The sequence below is a fragment of the Nonomuraea sp. NPDC048892 genome (assembly GCF_040649735.1).
In the GTDB taxonomy this organism is placed as follows: Bacteria; Actinomycetota; Actinomycetes; order Streptosporangiales; family Streptosporangiaceae; genus Nonomuraea; species Nonomuraea maheshkhaliensis.
On the sequence record NZ_JBEZFZ010000005.1, the window covers coordinates 502,419 to 524,030 of the forward strand.

The following is a 21,612-nucleotide window of genomic DNA, read 5'->3' on the forward strand; positions in this document are numbered from 1 at the left end:
CCCTCTGACCGCGCTCACTGAGGCGGTGCGAACCCGCCCGGAGTCGCCCTCGGCGGCTCCGGTGCGGGTGCGGGCGACGCCGGCTGCGGCGGGGGATACCCGGCAGGCGGCCCCTGCGGCGAAGGCGCCTGAGGCCCGTACGGCCCGGAGGGCCGCGCGTACGGCCCGGAGGGCGGCGCATACGGCCCTGGCCCGTACGGCCCGGAAGGCGCGTACGGCCCTGGAGGAGGGCTCTGGGGCGGTGGGGCGGTGCCCATCCGCTGGGCGAAGCGCACCTGCTCCCTGCGCCGCCGCTCGGCGAGCACGGCGCTCAGGTACGCGTGCGGCGGCACCCCGGCGGGCGCGGACGGCGAGACGAACGCCGCCACCTGGGTCGCGATCCGCACCCCCATCTCGTGCTGGACCTGCGGCGACAGCTGGTGCCATCGCGCCAGGTACTGTCTGGCGGCCTGCGCGGCGTCGTCCGGCAACTGGGAGAGCTCCAGCGAGGTCGCCCAGTGGGCCAGCTCCGGCGGCATCGCGATGAGCTGGCCCGACTCGCGCGGCGCCCGGTCGGAGATCACGATGGTGCCGGCGAACACGTCGCCGAGCCGCTTGCCCCGCTGCGAGACCAGCGACGCGATCAGCGCGGGCGCTCCGGCCAGCAGCCAGAACTCCAGCATCCCGGCCAGCCCGCGGAACAACGCCTGACGGAAGCGCACGGGACTGCCGTCGTCGCCGACCACCCGCAGCCCGAGCGCCAGCTTGCCGAGGCTGCGCCCCCTGGACAGGGTCTCGAAGATCACCGGATAGCCGACCAGGACCAGCACCGTCAGCAGGATCATGACGGCGGCGTACATGGCGAAGTCGGTGACCCCCGCGAACGCACCTAAGATCGCGTTGATCGCGACCAGGATGACGAACTGCGTGGCCAGATCGATGATGATCGCCAGCGCGCGGGAGGGCATCTGGGCCACCCGCACCTCGACGACGACCGCGTCGCCGGTCACAACCTCTGACATATGTGGAGCCTAACGGCTCTGCCCCCGTGATTGAGCGGCCAGAATGTTCGGGTGGACATCGATGCGTTCGTCACAGCACACCGCCCCGTGTGGGATCGGCTCGACCACCTGGTCAAGAACCGGTCCTCGCTGACCGGCGACGAGGTGGACGAACTGGTCGAGCTCTACCAGCGGGTGTCCACGCATCTGTCCATCGTCCGCTCCGCCGAGCAGGACCCGATGGTGGTCGGCCGGCTGTCCGCGCTGGTGGCCAGGGCCAGGTCCGCGGTCACCGGGGCCCACACCCCGGCCTGGCGGGAGCTGGCGCGCTTCTTCACGGTGTCGTTCCCCGTGGTGGCCTACCGGGCGCGGTGGTGGTGGCTGGCCAGCGCGCTGGCCTTCCTCGCGGTCGCGTTCGCGATGGGCGCGTGGGTGGCGGCCAACCCCGACGTCCAGGCGACGATCGCCAGCCCCGACGAGATCACCCAGCTGGTCAACGAGGACTTCGCCGACTACTACTCCGAGCACCCGGCCGCCTCCTTCGCCAACCGCGTCTGGATCAACAACACCTGGGTCTCGGCCCAGATGATCATGTACTCGGTGGTGCTCGGGCTGCCGATCCCGTTCGCGCTCTACTCCAACGCCGCGAACGTCGCCGTCTCCGGCGGGCTGATGGCCTCCAGGGACAAGCTCGACATCTTCTTCGGCCTGATCCTGCCGCACGGGCTCCTGGAGCTGACCGCCGTCTTCCTGGCCGCCGCTGTGGGCCTGCGTCTCGGCTGGACGGTCATCGACCCAGGCCCCCGCAGGCGCGTCGAGGCGCTGGCGGAGAACGGCCGGGCGGTGATGAGCGTGGCGCTGGGGCTGGTCGTGGTGCTGTTCGTGTCGGGGCTGATCGAGGCGTTCGTGACCCCGTCGGGGCTGCCCACGTGGGCGCGCGTGGGCATCGGGGTGCTCGCCGAGGCGGTCTTCCTCACGTACGTGATCGTCTTCGGGCGGCGAGCGCTGCGGCAGAACGAGACCGGCGACATCGAACGCGCCCCCGACGTCGCCCCATCAGCCGGATAGGGCCGGGTCAGAGGCGGCCGGCCGCCTTGAGCGCCAGGTAGGCGTCCGCCAGCGCCGGCGCGATCTCCTCCGGCGGCGCGTCCACGACCTCCACGCCGTGCCGCCGCAGCCTGGCCGTGATCCGCCTGCGCCCGAGCTGCGCCTGCTCGGCCGCCGCCGCGTCGTACACCTCCTCGACCGACCCCCTGCGGCCCGCCATGGCCGCCACCCGCGGATCGGACACGCCGGCCACCAGCACCAGGTGCCGCGAGGACAGCTGCGCCAGCACCGGCATGAGCCCCTCGTCCATGGCCGCCGAGTTGAGGTCGGTGAGCAGCACGACCAGGCAGCGCCGCTTGGCCCGCGACAGGATGGCCGCCACCATGCCCTGCGCGTCGGCCTCGATCAGCTCCGCCTCGATCGGCGCCATCGCGTTGACCAGCATCGACAGCAGCTCGGTGCGTGACGCGCCGCTCAGCCAGGCGCGCACGGCGCGGTCGTAGGCGAGGAAGTCGACCTGGTCGCCGGCCCTGGCCGCCAGCGCGGCCAGCAGCAGCGCCGCGTCCATCGACCAGTCCAGGCGTGGCCAGCCGGGCGCGGGCCGGGAATCGGGGGGTGCTAGCAGGCCGGTGTTCGCCTCCGTCCCCGCCATGGGGACGGGCGCGTCGCCCACCCGGCCCGCCGAGGTGCGGCCGGTGTCGAGCACGATCAGCACGCGGCGGTCGCGTTCGGGGCGCCAGGTGCGCACGACGACGTCGTGGCGGCGCGCGGTGGCCCGCCAGTCGATCGAGCGCACGTCGTCGCCCACGACGTACTCGCGCAGCGAGTCGAACTCGGTGCCCTGCCCGCGCACCAGCGCCGGATGTTGCCCGTCGAGCTCGCGCAGCCTGGCCAGCCTGGACGGCAGGTGCTTGCGCGACAGGAACGGCGGCAGCACCCGTACCGTCCACGGGGCCCGGTGGCTGCCCTGGCGCGCGGCCAGGCCCAGCGGCCCGACGGAGCGCACGGTCACGGCCACGGACGAGCGGTCGCCGCGCCTGGTCGGGGTGAGCGTCACGACGATCCTGCGGCGCTCGCCGCTCAGCACGTCCAGCTCGGCCTCGCGTGGCGTGGCGCCCGCCGACGGCGGCCAGGCGTCCCTGAGCAGGCCGCGTACGCGCCGCTTGCCCGGGTTCTCGACCACCAGCTCCACCGTCGCCTGCCCGCCCAGCCTGACCAGGGTCTCGCCTGAGCGGTGCAGCCGCAGCGGGCGCACGGCGCCGGCGAACGCCAGATCGACCACGATCCCCGAGGCCAGCAGCAGGCACACCCCGGCCAGCGCGGCGCCGGGACGCGGCGCGAACAGCACCACGACGATCCCGGCCAGCGCGATCAGCCCGGTACGTCCGGTCAGCGCCATCGGCCCCACCCGCCCTGTCGGCCCGCCCGCTCGGTCAGCTCGTTCGCGGGCATCAGCGGCACCAGTCCATTCGGCTCGTCCCCAGGCATCAGCGCGGGACCGGGACCGAGGCGAGGATGCCGTCGAGCAGGCCGTCGGCGGTCGCCCCCTCCAGCTCGGCCTCGGGCCGCAACTGCACCCGGTGCCGCAGCGCCGGCCTGGCCAGCGCCTTCACGTCGTCGGGCGTCACGTACGGCCGCCCGGACAGCCACGCCCACGCCCGCGCCGCGGCCAGCAGCGCCGTGGCGCCGCGCGGCGAGACGCCGAGCTGCAGCGAAGGGGAGCTCCTGGTCGCGCGGGCCACGTCCACGACGTAGCCGAGCACCTCGGGCGCCACCCGCACCTGCGCGACCGCCTCCCGCCCCGCCGCCAGGTCGGCGGCCGTGGCCACGGCCTTGACCTCCGACAGGTCGCGCGGGTCGAAGCCGAGCGCGTGCCGCTCCAGCACCGAGATCTCCTGCTCGCGCGGCGGCAGCGGCACCGTCAGCTTGACCAGGAAACGGTCGAGCTGGGCCTCGGGCAGCTGGTAGGTGCCCTCGTACTCGACCGGGTTCTGCGTCGCGCACACCATGAACGGGTTCGGCAGGAGCCTGGCCGTGCCCTCCACGCTGACCTGCCGCTCCTCCATCGCCTCCAGGAGCGCCGCCTGCGTCTTCGGCGGGGTGCGGTTGATCTCGTCGGCGAGCAGCAGGTTCGTGAACACCGGCCCCTCGCGGAACTCGAACTCCGCCGTGCGCGTGTCGTAGATCAGCGACCCCGTCACGTCGCCCGGCATCAGGTCGGGCGTGAACTGCACCCGCTTGAAGTCCAGGGACAGCGCCGCCGCCAGCGTCCGCACCATCAGCGTCTTGGCCACGCCAGGCACGCCTTCGAGCAGCACGTGCCCTCCGCACAGCAGCCCGATGACCAGCCCCGTCACCACCGCGTCCTGGCCGACCACGGCCTTGGACACCTCGGCCCGCAGCGCGCCCAGCGCCTCTCTGGCCGAGTCGCCCGAGGCCGTCACCCGGTATGCATCCTCAGAGTTCACTCAACTGCCTTTCGATGAGGTCGAGATATCCGGCCAGCGCGACGAGCCCCGCGTCGTCGGGCGGGGGCGGGCCGTAGAGCGCGGCGCCGACCTGGTGGGCGTCCTGTCCGGTACGGGCGGCGATGGCCGCGACGACCTCGTGCTGCCCGGCGTTCGACCCGAGCCCGAGCCTGGGCGCGAGCCGGTCGATCGTGCCCGCCCGCAGCGACGCGGCCGCCCGGCCCCTGGCCCGCCTGGCCCGGTAGAGCCGGCCGCGGCCCTCGACGGTCTCGGCCGCCCTGACGACGACGGGCAGCTTCTCCGTCACCACGGGCCCGAGCCGCCTGCCCCGCCAGAACGCGGCGACGGCCACGGCGATGATCGCCATGTAGACGGCCCAGCGGATGCTCTCCGGCATCAGGTCTTCCATCGACTTGCCGCCCTCGCCGGGCAGGTCCACGGCGGGCGGGGTGGCCGGGCGTACCAGCCACAGGACGCTCTTGCCCGTCTGGAACAGGTTGATCGCCAGCGCCGCGTTGCCGTCCTCGGCCAGGCGCTGGTTGCTCATGAAGCTCCCGTCGGCGACCACCGTGGTGAAGCCGGCGTCGCGCTGGAAGCGGACGAGGAGATGCCCGTCCTCGACAGGGAAGCAGCCGATCGTGCCGGTGGGGCCGTTCATCGCGAGCCCGCCGATGTGCACGCTGCCGGCCGCCGCGGCGGCCGGCAGCGTGCATTCGGGCTCGCGGGAACGGGCGCGGTTGTCGCCCGGCTCGACCCGCACCCCCGGAGCCAGCACCTCCAGGTACGGCAGCGGGCCGACGACGAGGCGGTCACCCGGGATCCTGGCCAGGCGCTCCTCGTCGAAGTACGTGATGTCGGTGACGACCAGCAGCTTGTCACCGGCGGCGGCCTTCTCCTCCGCCGCCTCCATCGAGTCGACCCGCTCGATGGGGACGCCCCGGTCGCGCAGGATCTCGGCCAGGGCCCTGGAGCCGGCCAGAGAGGTGTCGCCGGGGTCGAGCGGACGGGACTCGCCGCGGCTGGGGCTGAGCAGGACACCGATCACGGCGATGAGCACGACCAGCACGCCCAGCAGCACGATCAGGCGGCCGGAGCGCCAGACGGAGCGGGCGGTGGGGGAGGTCGAGGAGGAGCCCCGCCCGTCCGCCCCTGGCGGCGGGGCCGGCGGCGTCGGCGCGGTCGCGGGGCCGGCCGGAGGCGGTGCTCCGGCGTCGGCAGGACGCGCGAAGATGCTCATCCCGCCCCGCCCCCCGTCCCACCGGCCGCGGGCGTGGAGCCCCCGCCGGGTCCGCTTGCGGGGCTTTCGCCCGTGGAGCCTCCGCCGGACCCGCCCGCGAGGCTTTCGCCCGTGGCGTGTCCGAGCTGGGCGCCCGCTGTTGCGAGCGGGGCCGGGCGGGCCTGGCGCAGGCGGTCGTCGAGGCTCGCCATCCGCTCGTACGCCTCCCGCGTCCCCAAGACCCCGCCATACGTCACGTCGTCGAACGACCGGGCGGCCGCCGCCAGTTCCCCGGCGAAGCCGGGCAGCGACCACGCCGCCTCGTTGGCGAGTTCGTGGGCCGTGCGCCCCGGCATGCCGTCCACGATCGCCCGCTCCTCCAGGTCGCGGGCGATGGCCCTGAGCCGCTCCTGGACCGCCTCCGTCCAGGCGCCCTCGGCGGCCAGCCGCTCGGCCGCCCGCCGGTGGTCGGCCGCGTTCATCGTCCGGCCGCCGAACAGCCCGCTCGTGCCGGGCGCCCGCTGCCGGGCGGTCCTGCGCAGCCGCCAGGTGATCAGCGTCATCACCCCGAGCAGGATCGCCACGATCAGCGCCGCGGCGATGATCCCGCCCGCCGAGCCGCCCCCGCCGACCGCGTCGACGAGGTCACCGAGGAACTGCGTCACCCGCCGGTGGATCAGGTCGAACAGCGATTCGTGCTCGTAGCCGGGATCGAGGAGCTCCCGCGCGGCCCTGCCCGCGGCCTCCCCCCTGTCGACCGGGTTCACGACCCGGCGGAGTTGGACGGGTGCCAGAGCTCGTCGGCCGAGGCGTGCACCCAGCCCTGGCGCTGCTGCTCGATGGCGGCCGTCTGCAGCACGAGGTCGAACGCCTCACTGCGCATGCGCCGGTCGGCGTACAGCAGGCCGGAGACGCCGGCCTCGAACGGGTAGGTGAACATCGACCCGAGCGTGGCGCCGATCGTGATCAGCACCGCGGAGACCACGGTCGTGGCCGCCGAGCCCGCGCCGAACATGCCGAACATGGTGCCGGCCAGCGTGAACGGCACCGTCAGGATGCTCGCCACCAGGCCCACGAGCAGGGACGTGAGCAGCAGGATGCCGAAGCACCGCCAGAAGTCGCCGCTGACCAGGTGCCACGAGCGGCGCATGGCGTCGAGCGGCCCCCTGCCCTCCAGCACCACGGCGGGGGAGGCGAGGGCGAAGCGGGTCCTGAAGTACAGGTAGTAGGCGAGGTAGACGATGACGAACAGGATCGACACCAGGGCGATCCAGCCGGCGTCCGAGCTGGAGGCGTTGGCCGCGAGCGCCACGATGAGCCCGACGAAGACGATCAGCGGCACCAGCATGATGACGGCCATCAGGCCCACCACGCCGAACAACGCGGGCACCCGGCCCTTGACCAGCCGCCACGCCTCGCCGGCGGTGATGTTGCCGCCGAAGACGGCCCGGCCGAGTATGCGGGTCAGCACGCCGGTCAGCAGCGTCACCACGACGAACTGGATGGCGTACGAGATGATCGAGCCGATGTATTGCCCGGCGACGCCGTAGATGGTGGTGAGCTCGCTCTCGGCGGTGCTCACGCTGCCGGGGTCGGACAGTATGCCGCTCATGGAGTTGAGCACGAACACCTGGCCGATGGCCAGCGGCACGGCGGCGAGCAGGGCGGCCACGGCCGACAGCCCGAGCACGGCCTTGGGATTGGACCGGATCAGCTTGATCGTGCCGTCGAGGATGTCGCCGAGGCCGAGCGGGCGCAGCGGGATGATCCCCGGGCGCAGGGCCGGCGCATGGGGGCCGTAGCCGGGGGCCGGATGCGGGCCCCAGCCCTGCGGGGGCTGCTGGTGCGGCTGGTTCGGATAGTTCGGCTGGTTCGGCTGGTTCGATTGGTTCGGTTGGGGCGGATGCGGCGGATACGGTGTCTGGGGTCCGAGCGCGTCGGGCCGCTGTTGCTGCGGCGTGTCCCCGTACGGCTGCCCGTAGGGCACCTGCTGCTGCGGCTGAGCGCCGGGCGCGGTCCACGGCGAGGCCGGCGGGGCGCTGTAGGGCGGGGGCTGTTCGGCCGACCAGCCTGATGGCGTCTCGGGCGTGGGACCGTGACCGTCTGACATATCCCAATCCTGGCACGCTGGGCGGGGCATTGGTGTCGCGGGAAGGATTCGCGATGTCATCTTGACGGCATTCACCGACGAATCCGGGCAAGGTTCGCGTCCGGGGATGGCCGAAAGTCGCTGTGTTACCGCAGACTGAGATTGCGGTCGCGGGGGCGGACCTAAAATTCGCCTTTTGCACGGCTCAGGTCACACTCATGGGCCGACCAAGGGTAACCTTCAGCGATCGTGCGGGTATGTCCCACAATGCGTAGAACGAATGAGGGGCCATGAAAGGTCGCGTGCTGGTCGTCGACGACGACGCCGCTCTCGCCGAGATGCTGGGGATCGTGCTGCGAGGGGAAGGCTTCGAGCCGTCATTTGTGTCCGACGGCGACAAGGCCCTCGACGCGTTCCGGGATACACGCCCGGACCTGGTGCTGCTCGATTTGATGCTGCCGGGGGCCGACGGCATCGACGTCGCGCGGAGGATCAGGGCGGAGTCGGGGGTTCCCATCGTCATGCTCACGGCCAAGAGCGACACGATCGACATCGTGCTCGGTCTGGAGTCGGGCGCCGACGACTACATCGTCAAGCCGTTCAAGCCGAAGGAGCTGGTGGCCAGGGTGCGGGCGCGGCTGCGCCGCACTGATGAGCCGACGCCGGAGATCCTGCAGATCGGCGACATCACCATCGACGTGGCCGGCCACTCGGTCAAGCGCGGCGAGGAGACCATCAACCTCACGCCCCTGGAGTTCGACCTGCTGGTGGCGCTGGCCCGCAAGCCGCGCCAGGTGTTCACCCGCGAGGTCCTGCTCGAACAGGTGTGGGGCTACCGCCACGCGGCCGACACGCGGCTGGTCAACGTGCACGTGCAGCGGCTCAGGGCCAAGATCGAGAAGGACCCCGAGCACCCCGAGATCGTGGTGACGGTACGCGGCGTCGGCTACAAAGCCGGCCCCGCCTAACCCTCGTAGCGCCCTGCCATGCCCCCGACCAGGAAGAAGAGAACTCGCCGACGCACACTCCGTCAGATTCTCGGAGGCGTTCGCCGGCGGGTTCGCCGTGCGGCGGGCAGGACGCGCAGCATCTGGCGGCGCTCGCTGCACCTCCAGGTGGTCACCAGCACGCTCGTGATCTCGGTGATCGTGGTCGTGGTGCTCGGGACGTTCCTGTTCCAGCAGATCAACAACTCGGTCGTGCAGAGCAGCCAGCAGTCCTCCTCCGGCGAGGCGACCGCCGACCGGCTGCGCATCGCCGACGCGCTGGCCCCCGAGACCGACGATCCGGCCAAGGCGGCCGACGGCGGCGAGAAGGGGGCGGCCGACCCGCTCGACGACGTCATGGACACCATCACCGGCTCCCGCGACGACGCCTCGGAGAAGCGCTACGAGGTGCTGGTGCTCAACCTGACCAACCCCGGCAAGTCGCGGGCGTCCAACAGCGTCGAGCCCGCCAACGTGCCGGTGGGGCTCCGGCTCAGCCTGCAGCGCAACATCCGCGAGTACAAGTACGACAAGACCGTCGGGTTCATCCAGTCGATCAGGCTCGCGGGCGAGAGCCAGCCGCAGCTGCGGTTCGTGGTCGGCGGCATCGTCCACGTGCTCCCGACCGGCGAGAACTACGAGGTCTACCACTTCTTCCCGTTCAACGAGGAAGAAGAGCTGCTGACCAACGTCAGGCTCGCCATCGTCGTGGTCGGCCTGGGGCTCGTGCTGCTGCTGGCCGCCATCGCCTATCTCGTCGCCCGCCAGGTCGTCAGCCCCGTGCGGCTGGCGCGCGAGGCCGCCGAGCGGCTGGCCGCCGGCAAACTCGACGAACGACTCAAAGTACGCGGCGAGGACGACCTGGCCCGGCTGGCGAACTCGTTCAACGAAATGGCCGCCAACCTGGCGCTCAAGATCCACCAGCTTGAGGAGCTGTCGCAGGTCCAGCGGCAGTTCGTCTCCGACGTCTCGCACGAGCTGCGCACGCCGCTCACGACCGTCCGCATGGCCGCCGACCTGCTCTACGACGCCCGCGAGGACTTCGACCCCATGGCATCCCGCTCGGCCGAGCTCATGCAGGCGCAGCTGGAGCGGTTCGAGTCCATGCTGACCGACCTGCTGGAGATCAGCCGCTACGACGCGGGCGCGGCCACGCTCGACCTCGACTCCGTGGACGTCCGCGACGTGGTGCTGCGGGCGATCGGCGACTCCGAGGCGCTGGCCGAACGCCACACCACCCGCTTCGAGCTGCGGCTGCCCAACGAGCCGTGCATGGCCGAGATCGACAACCGGCGGGTCGAGCGGATCCTGCGCAACCTGCTGTTCAACGCCATCGAGCACGGCGAGGGCAGGGACGTCGTGGTCACCGTGGGGGCCGACAGGGACGCGGTGGCCGTCGCCGTACGCGACCACGGCATCGGGCTCAAGGCCGGCGAGGACACGATGGTGTTCGACCGGTTCTGGCGGGCCGACCCGTCGCGGGCCAGGACCATCGGCGGCACCGGGCTCGGCCTCGCGATCTCCCGCGAGGACGCCACCCTGCACGGCGGCTGGCTGCAGGCATGGGGGCAGCCCGGCGAGGGCTCCCAGTTCAGGCTGACCCTGCCCAGGGTCGCCGGATCCGACCTGAAGGGCTCGCCGCTGTCGCTGGTGCCGCCCGAGATCGAGATGCGCCGCACCTGGCGCACCGCCATGACGCCCGTGCTGCTGCCCGCCTCGGGAGACGGTGCCGCGTTCGATGGCGCTGGATACGACAGGGCCGGATATGACGAGGATTAGGCGGCTCGGCACGGCGGTCGCGCTCGCGGTCACGGTGGCCTGGGCGGGCTCCGGCTGCACCGTGATCCCCGTGAGCGGCCCGTACACCGTCAACGACCAGGGCGCGGGCGATCCGCTCAGCAAGCCGTTCCACCGCATGATCGCCATCAAGCCGCAGCCCAACTGGGGCATCGACGAGACCATGCGCGGCCTCCAGGCCGCCATGGCCGCCTACGCGGACGACCCGTCGATCCTGCTCAGCTACCTCACCCCCGAGGCGCGCGCCAAGTGGAGCGCCGGCGGGCCCGTGACGGTGGTCGAGGACGCGATCGACGTCGTCCCGCCGCCGCCGCGCGAGGCCACCGACCCGGTGCTCAAGGTCGTGCTCAAGGGCAAGTACGTCGCCCGCATCGACGAGGACGACACCTACACGCCCACCGGCGGGTCGTGGGAGCAGCCGTTCGATCTGGTCAAGGCGCCCCAGGGCGGTTACCTGGTCAAGAGCCTGCCGCAGGGGCTCGTGCTCACCAGGGCCGACGTGCGGCGCGCGTACCGTCCGACCACCCTCTACTACCTCAACCGCAGCCTCCAGGACCGGCTGGTCGTCGACCGGGTGCGGCTGCGGCTGAAGACGACCGAGTCGTTCGCGCAGACCGTGCTCGAACGGCTGCTCAAGCCGCCGACCGCGACCCTGAAGGACGCGGTGACCACCAGCCTCCCCGAGGGCACCAGGATCGAGTCGATCAGGTCGGGCGAGGGCGGCGAGCGCGTCGTGGTCAACCTGTCGGGCCCGCTCGACCTCAGCTCCAGAGACGCGCTCAGGGCCCAGATCAAGTACAGCCTGAACGCGAACGACGTCGCCAAGGGCCGCACGATCGAGATCCAGACGAACGGCGAGCCGTACACCACCGCCCTGCCCAACACCGACGAGAGCTGGCTGGACGACAGCGGCAAGACCGCCTACTACGTGACCAAGGGCGCGATCCACTACCTGAGCAAGGACGGCCCGGGCGGCGTCGTGGCCGGCGCGGCGGGAGAGCAGCGCGACGGCTACAGCGACTTCGCCGTCTCCAAGGAGGAGAACGGCAACTCCCTCGTCGCCGCCAGGACCTCCACCGGCATCTCGGTGGCGGCGATGGTGCCGCAGGGGCGCTGGCAGGAGGTCATCCACGGCAAGGGCGACGACTTCACCGCGCCGACCTGGCATCGTGACGGCTCCCTGTGGACCTATGACAGGAAGAACTCCGTGCTGCTGCGGTACGACCCCTCCAGCGGACGCGGGGCCGAGCCGGTCGAGGCGCCCAACCTGGCCGGGCTCGACGTCACCAGGCTGCGCATCGCCAGGGACGGCGTGCGCGTCATGGTGATGACCGGGCGCAACACCGTCCAGATCAGCGCGCTGACCGGGGAGGGACCGCAGATGAAGCTGGGCAACCTGCGCGCGCTGACCGCCACGAACGAGGCCGACAAGATCATCGACGTGGCGTGGGGGGACGAGGAGCACCTGCTCGTCCTCGTGCAGAGCCAGGCCGGGCACATCCTCACCGAGATCAACGTGGGCGACGGGGAGAGCACCGGGGTGCCGCTGACCGAGCGGCTCAGGTCGGTGGCGGCACTGGGGGACCGGGTGCTGGCGGAGACCGACAAGGGGGCCAAGCTGCTCGAACTCGGCCAGGACCGGCAGACCTGGACCCCCAAGATCGACTCCGACGCGGGCGCACCGCTGTTCCCTCTCGGCTGATTTCTGCTCCTGCGCTGTTCCTGAGGCCGGAACTGTCGGTGGCGGCGGGCATGCTGGGCCGCGTGCTCAGCGCCGTACTGGATCTCATCCTCCCCTCCTCCTGCGCCGGCTGCGGCGCCCAGGGGGCGTCGTGCTGCCCCCGCTGCTTCGACGCTCTGACCGCCGTGCCCGTCAGGCGGATGCCCGACCCGGTCCCGCCCGGGCTGCCCGACTGCTGGTCGGCGGCTCGTTATGAGGGGGCGGTGCGCCGGCTGGTGGTGGCGTACAAGGAGCGGGGCGCCGTGGTGCTGGCGGCAGTCCTGGCGCAGGCGCTGACCCACACGGTCCTGGCGGCCGTACGCGAGGGATGGCACCGACCAGATGGGAGGTGGGCGGATGGAGGGCTCGTGGTCGTGCCGGTGCCCAGCGCGCGGCGGAGCCGCAGGGGCAGGGGGCACGACCACGTGGGCAGGCTGGCCGGGCTCGTCGCCGGGCGGTTGCGGGAGGCCGGGCTGGCGACCGAGGCGTGGCGAGGGCTGCGGCAGACCGGCCGGGTGGCCGATCAGGCGGGCCTGAGCGGCCCTGAGAGGGTCGCCAACCTCGCCGGGTCACTCCAGGTCGTTCCGGCCGCGAGCGGCCCTCCAGGGGCCTTTGCGCTGCTCGTGGACGACATTGTCACGACCGGCGCCACCCTCGCCGAGGCCGCGAGGGCACTGCGGTCGTCGGGCCTGCGCGTGCCGCTGGCGGTGACCGTCGGAGCGACACGCCGAAGATCTCAAATCAATTACGGTGACGGTCGGTAAAGAAAGATCCAATTCGTGCCTCTAACCGGAAGGTGAGATGTCGCTACCTCCCGTGCTGTGGTATAGCAGCTCAGCGTATGGGAGGCCCGTGCCGATAGGGGTTGCCGATCGGTTAAACAGGGCGCCGGAAGGTGCTCTCCGGCCCGCCGAATCTCACGCTAAGTGATCTGTCGTCCGATCCTCCGGCTGACATTCGTGCTGGATACGGATAGCGTTCTGACATGGCACCCGTTCGGGTCCGTGGTTGCGCAGGGTCGGGGTTCCCGGCTCTGCTAGCCGATGCCAGCCGCAGGCAAAACGGTCCACGTAAGGCGACTCTTTGTCGACCGATCACGGTGCGGCTTAGGGGTAAGTCCTGCCTTCCCGGGGGTCCAGATGTCCCCCGCCAGAAGAGAAGGGCAGTAGTGGCAACAGAGCTGCGAGACCCTCAGCAGGCGAATGTGGGGTCGAAGACCAGGTCGGCCGGGCGGGTGCCTTCCGAGTTCCCGGTGATGCCTAGTCGGAAGAGGGTAACGGTGACAGGAAGGCAGACAGAGAACCTCGTCCGGCACGCACGTCGTCGGGCGCTCTCGCTCAGTCGTTAGACCGAAGGGGGGCTGTTGCATGGACATCATCGTCAAGGGCCGGCACACAGGAGTGAGTGACCGGTTCCGAGACCACGTGACGACCAAGCTGGCCAGGATCGAACGTCTGGACAACAAACTCATCCGAGTCGATGTGGAGGTGTCGAAGGAACGCAACCCGCGCCTTGCCGGACAGCGAGAGCGGGTCGAGCTCACCATTCACTCGCGAGGACCGGCCATTCGCGCCGAAGCCTCGGCCGACGACCGGTTCGCAGCCCTCGACCTCGCACTCGACAAGCTGGAAGGCCGCCTCAGGCGCCTGGCCGATCGGCGCAAGGTTCACCACGGCAACCACTGCCCACCCTCGGTGGCGGAGATCACCGCGACCCTTCCCGACACCGCCGACCTGGCCCAGGCCAAACAGACGACCGTCCCCAAGCAGCCCGACGCCGAGGACGACGAACTGCGGGAGAAGCGCGACCAGCTCTACGACGACATCGTCCCCATCGAGATGGACGGCGACGGGCCGCTCATCGTACGGGAGAAGTACCACCGGGCCGAGCCCATGACCATCGACCAGGCCCTCCTCGAGATGGAACTGGTCGGACACGACTTCTATCTGTTCCGTGACAAGGAGAGCGGCCAGCCGTGCGTCGTCTACAACAGACGCGGGTACAACTACGGCGTGTTGCGGCTCGTAGAGCCCTGATCGCGCGCTAAAAGATCTTCTCGACCACCCGAGAACCGCGGGTACGTGCCATCATGGCGGTTCAACGGCTCTGGCCCCCCGACGAGGAGGAGACGTGAGCGAGCTCAGTCAGGCGCAGATGAGCGAGCGAAGCGAGGGAAAGGCAGGCGCGAGGCGGATCGTCGCCAGTCGGACCGAGGTCGCGAGGCGGATCAGGGAGGCCTGGTGACCGAGTCCGGCGAGGTCCGTACGCCGGCGGGCGAGCCGATCCGCGTGTTGATCGTCGACGATCACGAGCTGATCAGGCGCAGCCTGGCGCTGGCGCTGGCCGCGGAGCCAGACATCGAGGTGGTCGGTGAGGCGAGCGACGGGCAGGAGGCGGTCGAACTGGCCGATCGCCTCATGCCTGACGTCGCCCTCATGGATGTCCGCATGCCCCGGCAGGACGGGATCGAGGCGACGAAGGGCATCAAGGCCTCGGTCCCGAGCACCCGCATCATCATGCTGACGGTCAGCGACGAGGAAGAAGACCTCTTCGAGGCCATCAAGGCGGGCGCCACCGGCTACCTGCTCAAGGACGTCCAGATCAACGACGTACCCGCCGCGGTGCGGGGCGTCCACGAGGGACAGTCGTTAATCAACCCGGCGATGGCGGCCAAGCTCATCAGCGAGTTCGCCAACATGAGCCGCAAGGAGGCCGAGCGCCCGCCCCAACTCCCCGTCCCCCGGCTGACCGAGCGGGAGATGGAGGTGCTGCGCCTGGTGGCCAAGGGGATGAACAACCGCGAGATCGCCAAGCGGTTGTTCATCTCGGAGAACACGGTGAAGAACCACGTCCGCAACATCCTCGACAAGCTGCAACTGCATTCGAGGATGGAGGCCGTGGTTTACGCGGTACGGGAACGAATGCTCGAAATCACCTGACCTGGCCGGGCTGGAAATCGCGCCACAGCCCGCCACAACAAAAGCATCCAACCGCCATCCGGCCAGAACCACTTTCCACCCTGGCCAAGGGCGCCCCCGCCCCAACGCCGGCTGCCCCGGCCGCGATCAGGCCCCCACGTCGGCTGAGCCGACCGCGATCACGCTCCGACGCCGGCTGAGGCGACACAACCAAAGCCTCCTGGGCTGTGACGTCGGCGGGCCCGCACACGACGCGGTCCCAACGTCGGCTACCCCGGGCCGCGATCAGGCTCCGACATCGGCCGAGGCGCCACAACCAGGCTTCCAGGGCTCCAACGCCGACGAGCCCACACGCGACCTGGCCCCAACGCCGGCCGAGCCGAAGGCGACCAGGCTTCGGCGCTGACCGTCTTGGGCGCCGACCGTGAGGGGGCTCCAACAGGCCCTACCCTCGTGTCGCCCGCCATACGCCGCGTTGCCCACCGCGCTCAGCCCTGGAGGGACGCCGCGCTCGCGATGGCGACCAGTCCTCGGTCCAGGCGGAGACGGACGCGCACAGGACCGGTGTAGGCCGAGACGGAGGCGAATCATCCTGCGCCGACCGTTGCGCGCCGCATCGTCCTGCGCCGCGTTGGAGCGATGAACCGTGCCCCGCTCTGCGTTCGGACCTTCACCCTCCGCTCGGCGTTCAGACGTTCGCGCCCCACGCCGCTCTCGAACGTCCTCCTCGCCTCCGCTCGGGTGTCCGGGAGCCCCGGGCGGACAGGTGAAGTCGGGGCTGGGGTCAGGGGGTTCTGGGCGAGTTGAGGGCTGAGAGCAGGTCCGGGGAGTCGGTGCGTTCGACGCGTACGGCGTCGCAGCCCACCCACTCGGCTGCTGACCACAGAGCTTCTCTTAAGGCGTCGGTCCACTTGGCGGGGGAGAGGCCGGGTTCCAGGCTGAGTTGCCTGGCCACCAGTGTGGAGCCTTCGCGGGCCGGGTCGACGCGGCCGATCAGCCGGCCCCCGGCCAGCACCGGCATCGTGAAGTAGCCGTGTACGCGCTTGTGCTTGGGCACGTACAGCTCCAGCGTGTAGTTGAAGCCGAACACCCGCTCCGTGCGGCCCCGATGCCAGATGAGCGAGTCGAACGGTGACACGAGCGTCGTACGGTGACGCCCGCGCGGCTCCGACTCCAGGGCCGCCGGGTCGGCCCAGGCGTTGGCCTGGCCCTTCTTGCCCGGCCAGCCGGCCACGGTCACGGGCACCAGGCCGGCCGCGCCGCTCAGCAGGACCTCGTCCAGGATCGCCGCGTAACGGCCCTTGAGGCGCAGGTAGTCGATGAGGTCGGTGCGGTTGGCCACGCCCAGCGAACGGCCCGCGATCGCGGCCAGGCGGACGATGCACTCCTCGTCGGACAGGTCTTCGGCCAGCAGCTCCGCCGGGACGACACGCTCGGCCAGGTCGTAGACGCGGCGCCAGCCGACCCGGCGGGTGCAGACCAGTTCGCCGATGTCGAGCAGCCACTCCAGGCCGATCTTGGAGTCGGACCAGTCCCACCACGGGCCGCCGTTTTTCGCGCCGCCCACGTCGGAGGTCGTCAGCGGGCCCGACTCGCGCACCTGGTCGAGCAGCTTCTCGACGCCGTCGGGGACCTGGTGCCAGCGCTGGCGCCTGTCACGGAACGCCTGGCGGCGGAACGCGTAGAGCGGCCAGTGCTCGATGGGCAGGATGCAGGCGGCGTGACACCAGTATTCGAAGCTCTGGGCCGGATTGTGCCAGTAGGCGCGCTCGATCTTGGGACGGCCGACCGCGCCCAGCCGCGCATAGGCGACCAGTTCGTGCGAACGAGCCAGGACCGAGATCGTGTCGAGTTGCACGGCGCCCAGCCTGCGCAGCATGGCATGCACTCCGCCCTTGCGGACGTCGGCGCCGATGAAGCCCTGCGAGCGGAGGATGATCCGGCGCGCCTCGTCAGCGGTCAGATCCGTGAGCCCACCCAGGGCAGGGGAGGCGGTCCTGCCGGTCTCGACGTTGCGACTGATCCCCCCGGTCGGGCTGGGGCTGCTGGGGTCGCTGGTCCGGCCGCTCCCACCGGTAACGCTGCTTGCGCCGCCCGCGTCGATCCCGTCGGTCCCGCCCGTTACGCTGGTCGCGCCGATCACATCGCTCATGGCTGGCCGTCCATACGGAAGTGCATGCGTGAAATCTAGCGGCGGGCACCGACAGAATCGGACCGGGTGGGTGACGGCCCACAGGGCGGTGCGGTTTTTCCGTCCGCTTCTCCGTCGGCTTGGTGGCTCGCTCAGGCCCGGCGAGGTGCGGGGTTAATCTGGCCCCCATCTGCGGGAGCTCGCCCGACGTGCGGAGATGGTGCGGCGTGTGGTGCCCCATGTGCCCCTGTGCGGGATGGCGCGGTGGGCAGGGGCTTGTTCAGCGCGCGGGATGGCGCGGTGGGTAGGGACTCGTTCAGCGCGCGGGATGGCGCGGTGGGTAGGGACTCGTTCAGCGCGCGGGATGGGACGGTGTGGCGGAAGCGCGCGAGATGGCACGGTTTGCGGGAGCTGTCCAATGCGTGGGGACAGCCCGAGGGGGCCGGCCCTATGTGCGGTGGTGGCGGCCTGATGTGTGCGGGGGTAGCCCGATGCGCCGGAGACTCCCCCAATGCGGTGCAGTGGTGGCGGTGATGTGCGCGGGGCGGCTCGATGTGTGTTGGAGAGTCGTCCCATGCGCCGTGATGGCCCGCTTCGCGGGGGCTCGCCCATTTCGGGGTGATGGCCCGATGGGCGGAAATGGGCGCCATGCGTGGATCGCGGTGGGCTGATACCCATCCGGGGCTGATCCCTGTGCGTGGGCTGACCCCGTGCGTTGGAGGTGCACTGTGGGGCCGACCCCGGGTATCCGCCCACCCCCGCATGTGGGGCTGGTCTCCATGCTTGGACCTGGTCCCCAGTGCGCCGCCCCCACACGTGGGGCTTCCTAGAGCGTGGTGGCGGGCGGCCCGAAGGAGGGGCGCCCGCCGGGGCCGGTGGCTGGAGCGGGTCTGGGTGGCGGTGGGGGTCAGCGGTGGTCTTCGGCGCGCATGCCCACCCGCGGCGCGTCGATCACGACATCGGTGAAGATGTCGAAGACCAGGGCGAGGATTCCGCCGACGACGAACACGCCGGCGCCGATCCAGACGAGTGTCCAGTTGGCCGCCGTCAGCCCGAAGCCGGCGACGACCGTTCCCACCAGCATCACCGTCACCGCGAGCCACGAAGAGGCCCGCCCGCCGTGGCTGCCGAGATGCTCCGTCTGCTCCGACTTCTTCCCCTCAACCATGACTAATCCTTCCTTTGCCGGTTATCGCGCTATTGGTGCGAGCCGGCTCTCAACCGGCATACCCTCTGCCTTGAGTCATTCTCCCAGACCCGTTCCGCGCCCTCGCCGTCACGGTGGCTGTGTCTGGTTGCAGAACCGCCTACGATGGCAAGCGGGGAAGTTTGTCTCGGCCTCTCCTCCTGGCGGCGCCGCCGGGGTAGACCTGCGAGGAGCTTTACATAAAGTGGCAGCCATTCTCGACAAGATCCTACGTGCCGGCGAAGGCAAGATCCTGCGCAAGCTCAAGCGGATCGCAGACCAGGTCAACTCCATCGAGGACGACTTCACGAGCCTGTCCGACGCGGAGTTGCGTGCGCTGACGGACGAATTCAAACAGCGCCATGCTGACGGCGAATCTCTCGACGATCTGCTTCCCGAAGCGTTCGCGACCGTGCGCGAGGCGGCCCGCCGCGTGCTCGGCCAGCGGCCTTACGACGTGCAGATCATGGGTGGCGCAAATCTGCACATGGGCAACATCTCCGAGATGAAGACGGGTGAGGGCAAGACCCTGACCTGTACGCTCCCGTCCTATCTCAACGCCATCTCCGGCAAGGGCGTCCACGTCATCACGGTCAACGACTACCTGGCCAAGCGTGACGCCGAGACCATGGGCCGCATCCACCGCTTCCTCGGCCTCGAGGTCGGCTGCATCATCTCCGGCCAGCAGCCCGAGGAGCGGCGCAAGCAGTATCAGGCCGACATCACCTACGGCACCAACAACGAGTTCGGCTTCGACTACCTGCGCGACAACATGGCCTGGTCGCTCGACGAGTGCGTGCAGCGGGGCCACAACTACGCGATCGTCGACGAGGTCGACTCGATCCTGATCGACGAGGCCCGCACCCCGCTGATCATCTCCGGCCCCGGCGAGCAGTCGGGCAAGTGGTACACCGAGTTCGCCAAGATCGTCCCCCGTCTGCGCAGGGGCATCGAGGCGAAGAACCCGGGCGAGGAGAGCACCGGCGACTACATCGTCGACGAGAAGAAGCGCACGGTCGGCATCCTCGAGTCCGGCGTGGAGAAGGTCGAGGACTGGCTCGGCATCGACAACCTCTACAAGCCCGAGCACACCCACCTGGTCGGCTTCCTGAACAACGCGCTCAAGGCCAAGGAGCTGTTCAAGAAGGACAAGGACTACATCGTCGCCGACGGCGAGGTCCTGATCGTCGACGAGTTCACCGGCCGCATCCTGCACGGCCGGCGCTACAACGAGGGCATGCACCAGGCCATCGAGGCCAAAGAAGGCGTGAAGATCAAGGACGAGAACCAGACTCTCGCCACGGTCACCCTGCAGAACTACTTCCGCCTCTACGGGAAGCTGGCCGGCATGACCGGCACCGCGGCCACGGAGGCCAACGAGTTCCACCAGACCTACAAGCTCGGCGTGGTGCCCATCCCGACCAACCGGCCGATGGTCCGCAAGGACCAGGCCGACGTGGTCTACAAGACCGAGGACGCCAAGTTCAACGCCGTCGTCGAGGACATCAAGGAGCGCTACGAGGCCGGGCAGCCGGTCCTCGTCGGCACCACCTCCGTCGAGAAGTCCGAGCGGCTGTCCAAGGCGCTCAAGCGGCGCGGCGTGCAGCACGAGGTGCTCAACGCGAAGAACCACGCGCGTGAGGCGTCGATCATCGCCGAGGCGGGCCGCAAGGGCGCCGTCACCGTGGCCACCAACATGGCCGGTCGAGGCACCGACATCATGCTGGGCGGCAACTCCGAGTTCCGCGCCGACCTGGAGCTGCGCCAGCGCGGCCTTGACCCGGTCGACACGCCGGAGGAGTACGAGAAGGCCTACCCCGAGGCGCTGGAGAAGGCCAGGGCGGCCGTCAAGGCCGAGCACGACGAGGTCACCAAGCTCGGCGGCCTCTACGTCCTCGGCACCGAGCGGCACGAGTCGCGCCGCATCGACAACCAGCTGCGCGGACGTTCCGGCCGCCAGGGCGACCCCGGCGAGTCGCGCTTCTACCTCTCGCTCGGCGACGACCTGATGCGCCTGTTCAACTCGGCCAGGGTCGAGATGATCATGACCAGACTGCAGATCCCCGACGACCAGCCGATCGAGTCCGGCATCGTCTCCAAGGCCATCGCCTCCGCCCAGCACCAGGTCGAGCAGCAGAACTTCGAGATCCGCAAGGACGTTCTGAAGTACGACGAGGTCATGGACCGCCAGCGCAAGGTCATCTATGCCGAGCGCCACCGCGTGCTCGAAGGCGCCGACCTGCATGAGCAGGTGCGCGGCTTCGTCGGCGAGGTGATCGAGGGCTACGTCCAGGGCGCCACAGCCGACGGCTTCGCCGAGGAGTGGGACCTCGAGAAGCTGTGGAAGGCGTTCGCCGAGCTCTACCCGATCTCCATCCGGATCGACGACGTCGTCGAGGAGGCCGGCGGCCGCGAGGAGCTCACCGCCGAGCTGCTCGTCGACAAGATCAAGGCCGACGCTCTGGCCGCCTACGACCGGCGCGAGGAGGAGTTCGGCGCGGAGACCATGCGCGACCTGGAGCGCCGGGTGATCCTCTCCGTGCTCGACCGCAAGTGGCGCGAGCACCTTTACGAGATGGACTACCTGCGCGAGGGCATCGGCATGCGGGCCTACGCGCAGAAGGACCCGAAGATCGAGTACGCCCGCGAGGGCTTCGAGATGTTCGCCGCGATGCTTGAGGGCATCAAGGAGGACTCCGTCGGGTTCCTGTTCAACCTTGAGGTCGAGGTGCAGGAAAACCCGATCGTCGAGGAAGAGGACGCGGTGCTGGCGGAGACCCGCTCGATCATCGCGCGCGGGCTGCGCGGGCCGGACCGGCCCGCCGAGCTCGAATACTCGGCGCCCGGTGAGCAGGGCGACGTCGAGCACGTCAAGGTCCGCACCACGCAGGCCGAGCGGGCGGCGTACGGCAACGTGGAGCGCAACGCTCCCTGCCCGTGCGGTTCCGGCAAGAAGTACAAGCGCTGCCACGGCGACCCGAAGAACGCCGCCTGACGCCTGGCGAGTCCACCTTCGGTCCGGGGTTTCGGAGACCCTCGCTTTCCGTGCGGGAAGCGGGGGTCTCCGCGTTTCT

Annotated in this window: 16 protein-coding genes; 8 read left to right on the plus strand and 8 right to left on the minus strand. The window is 70.3% G+C overall.

All coding sequences use genetic code 11. The features are described 5' to 3' along the window. Positions 1-14: 14 nt before the first annotated feature. Positions 15-1,001: an RDD family protein gene (locus AB0C28_RS19665; protein WP_358076178.1), complete on the minus strand. Its 987-nt coding sequence runs from the start codon at positions 999-1,001 to the stop codon at positions 15-17. Positions 1,002-1,052: 51 nt separating this feature from the next. Here AB0C28_RS19665 and AB0C28_RS19670 point away from each other — a divergent pair, with 51 nt between their 5' ends. Continuing rightward, on the plus strand, positions 1,053-2,048 hold the full coding sequence (locus tag AB0C28_RS19670) for a stage II sporulation protein M (RefSeq protein ID WP_357847156.1): 996 nt from the start codon (positions 1,053-1,055) through the stop codon (positions 2,046-2,048). Between the two features lie 7 nt (positions 2,049-2,055). Here the strand turns inward: AB0C28_RS19670 and AB0C28_RS19675 are convergent, their stop codons facing one another. The 5 genes from AB0C28_RS19675 to AB0C28_RS19695 form a co-directional block, all read right to left on the minus strand. Further along, positions 2,056-3,426 (minus strand): DUF58 domain-containing protein, encoded by a 1,371-nt coding sequence (locus AB0C28_RS19675; protein WP_357847153.1) that lies wholly within the window; start codon positions 3,424-3,426, stop codon positions 2,056-2,058. An 88-nt stretch (positions 3,427-3,514) separates the two neighbouring features. Continuing rightward, on the minus strand, positions 3,515-4,495 hold the full coding sequence (locus AB0C28_RS19680) for a MoxR family ATPase (protein WP_357847150.1): 981 nt from the start codon (positions 4,493-4,495) through the stop codon (positions 3,515-3,517). Further along, complete coding sequence (locus AB0C28_RS19685; protein ID WP_358076181.1) at positions 4,485-5,732, minus strand: DUF4350 domain-containing protein; 1,248 nt, start codon at positions 5,730-5,732, stop codon at positions 4,485-4,487. The genes AB0C28_RS19680 and AB0C28_RS19685 overlap by 11 nt, the downstream gene beginning before the upstream one ends. Beyond that, positions 5,729-6,478: a DUF4129 domain-containing protein gene (locus tag AB0C28_RS19690; protein WP_357847144.1), complete on the minus strand. Its 750-nt coding sequence runs from the start codon at positions 6,476-6,478 to the stop codon at positions 5,729-5,731. The genes AB0C28_RS19685 and AB0C28_RS19690 overlap by 4 nt, the downstream gene beginning before the upstream one ends. Further along, positions 6,475-7,821: a glycerophosphoryl diester phosphodiesterase membrane domain-containing protein gene (locus tag AB0C28_RS19695; RefSeq protein ID WP_358076184.1), complete on the minus strand. Its 1,347-nt coding sequence runs from the start codon at positions 7,819-7,821 to the stop codon at positions 6,475-6,477. The genes AB0C28_RS19690 and AB0C28_RS19695 overlap by 4 nt, the downstream gene beginning before the upstream one ends. A 269-nt stretch (positions 7,822-8,090) precedes the next feature. Here AB0C28_RS19695 and mtrA point away from each other — a divergent pair, with 269 nt between their 5' ends. The 6 genes from mtrA to AB0C28_RS19725 all read left to right on the plus strand — a co-directional run bounded on the left by mtrA (position 8,091) and on the right by AB0C28_RS19725 (position 15,242). Next, positions 8,091-8,768, plus strand: a complete 678-nt coding sequence (gene mtrA, locus AB0C28_RS19700) for an MtrAB system response regulator MtrA (protein WP_106236674.1) — start codon at positions 8,091-8,093, stop codon at positions 8,766-8,768. An 18-nt stretch (positions 8,769-8,786) separates the two neighbouring features. Further along, positions 8,787-10,565 carry an MtrAB system histidine kinase MtrB gene (gene mtrB / locus AB0C28_RS19705; protein ID WP_357847136.1) on the plus strand — a complete coding sequence of 593 codons (1,779 nt, stop codon included), beginning with the start codon at positions 8,787-8,789 and terminating at the stop codon, positions 10,563-10,565. Next, complete coding sequence (locus AB0C28_RS19710; RefSeq protein ID WP_357847133.1) at positions 10,552-12,285, plus strand: LpqB family beta-propeller domain-containing protein; 1,734 nt, start codon at positions 10,552-10,554, stop codon at positions 12,283-12,285. The genes mtrB and AB0C28_RS19710 overlap by 14 nt, the downstream gene beginning before the upstream one ends. 62 nt (positions 12,286-12,347) lie before the next feature. Next, positions 12,348-13,067 carry a phosphoribosyltransferase family protein gene (locus tag AB0C28_RS19715; protein WP_357847129.1) on the plus strand — a complete coding sequence of 240 codons (720 nt, stop codon included), beginning with the start codon at positions 12,348-12,350 and terminating at the stop codon, positions 13,065-13,067. A 603-nt stretch (positions 13,068-13,670) separates the two neighbouring features. Further along, a complete protein-coding gene (gene raiA, locus AB0C28_RS19720; RefSeq protein WP_357847126.1) occupies positions 13,671-14,339 on the plus strand; it encodes a ribosome-associated translation inhibitor RaiA in 669 nt (222 codons plus the stop codon). Between the two features lie 204 nt (positions 14,340-14,543). Then, positions 14,544-15,242, plus strand: a complete 699-nt coding sequence (locus tag AB0C28_RS19725; protein WP_358076187.1) for a response regulator transcription factor — start codon at positions 14,544-14,546, stop codon at positions 15,240-15,242. A 763-nt stretch (positions 15,243-16,005) separates the two neighbouring features. On the opposite strand, the gene AB0C28_RS19730 is transcribed toward AB0C28_RS19725, so the two are convergent. Continuing rightward, positions 16,006-17,373: a crosslink repair DNA glycosylase YcaQ family protein gene (locus AB0C28_RS19730; protein ID WP_357847120.1), complete on the minus strand. Its 1,368-nt coding sequence runs from the start codon at positions 17,371-17,373 to the stop codon at positions 16,006-16,008. 886 nt (positions 17,374-18,259) lie between these two features. Further along, positions 18,260-18,520, minus strand: a complete 261-nt coding sequence (locus AB0C28_RS19735) for an HGxxPAAW family protein (RefSeq protein ID WP_346102535.1) — start codon at positions 18,518-18,520, stop codon at positions 18,260-18,262. A gap of 223 nt (positions 18,521-18,743) precedes the next feature. Here AB0C28_RS19735 and secA point away from each other — a divergent pair, with 223 nt between their 5' ends. Next, on the plus strand, positions 18,744-21,533 hold the full coding sequence (gene secA, locus AB0C28_RS19740; protein WP_357847116.1) for a preprotein translocase subunit SecA: 2,790 nt from the start codon (positions 18,744-18,746) through the stop codon (positions 21,531-21,533). Positions 21,534-21,612: the final 79 nt, after the last annotated feature.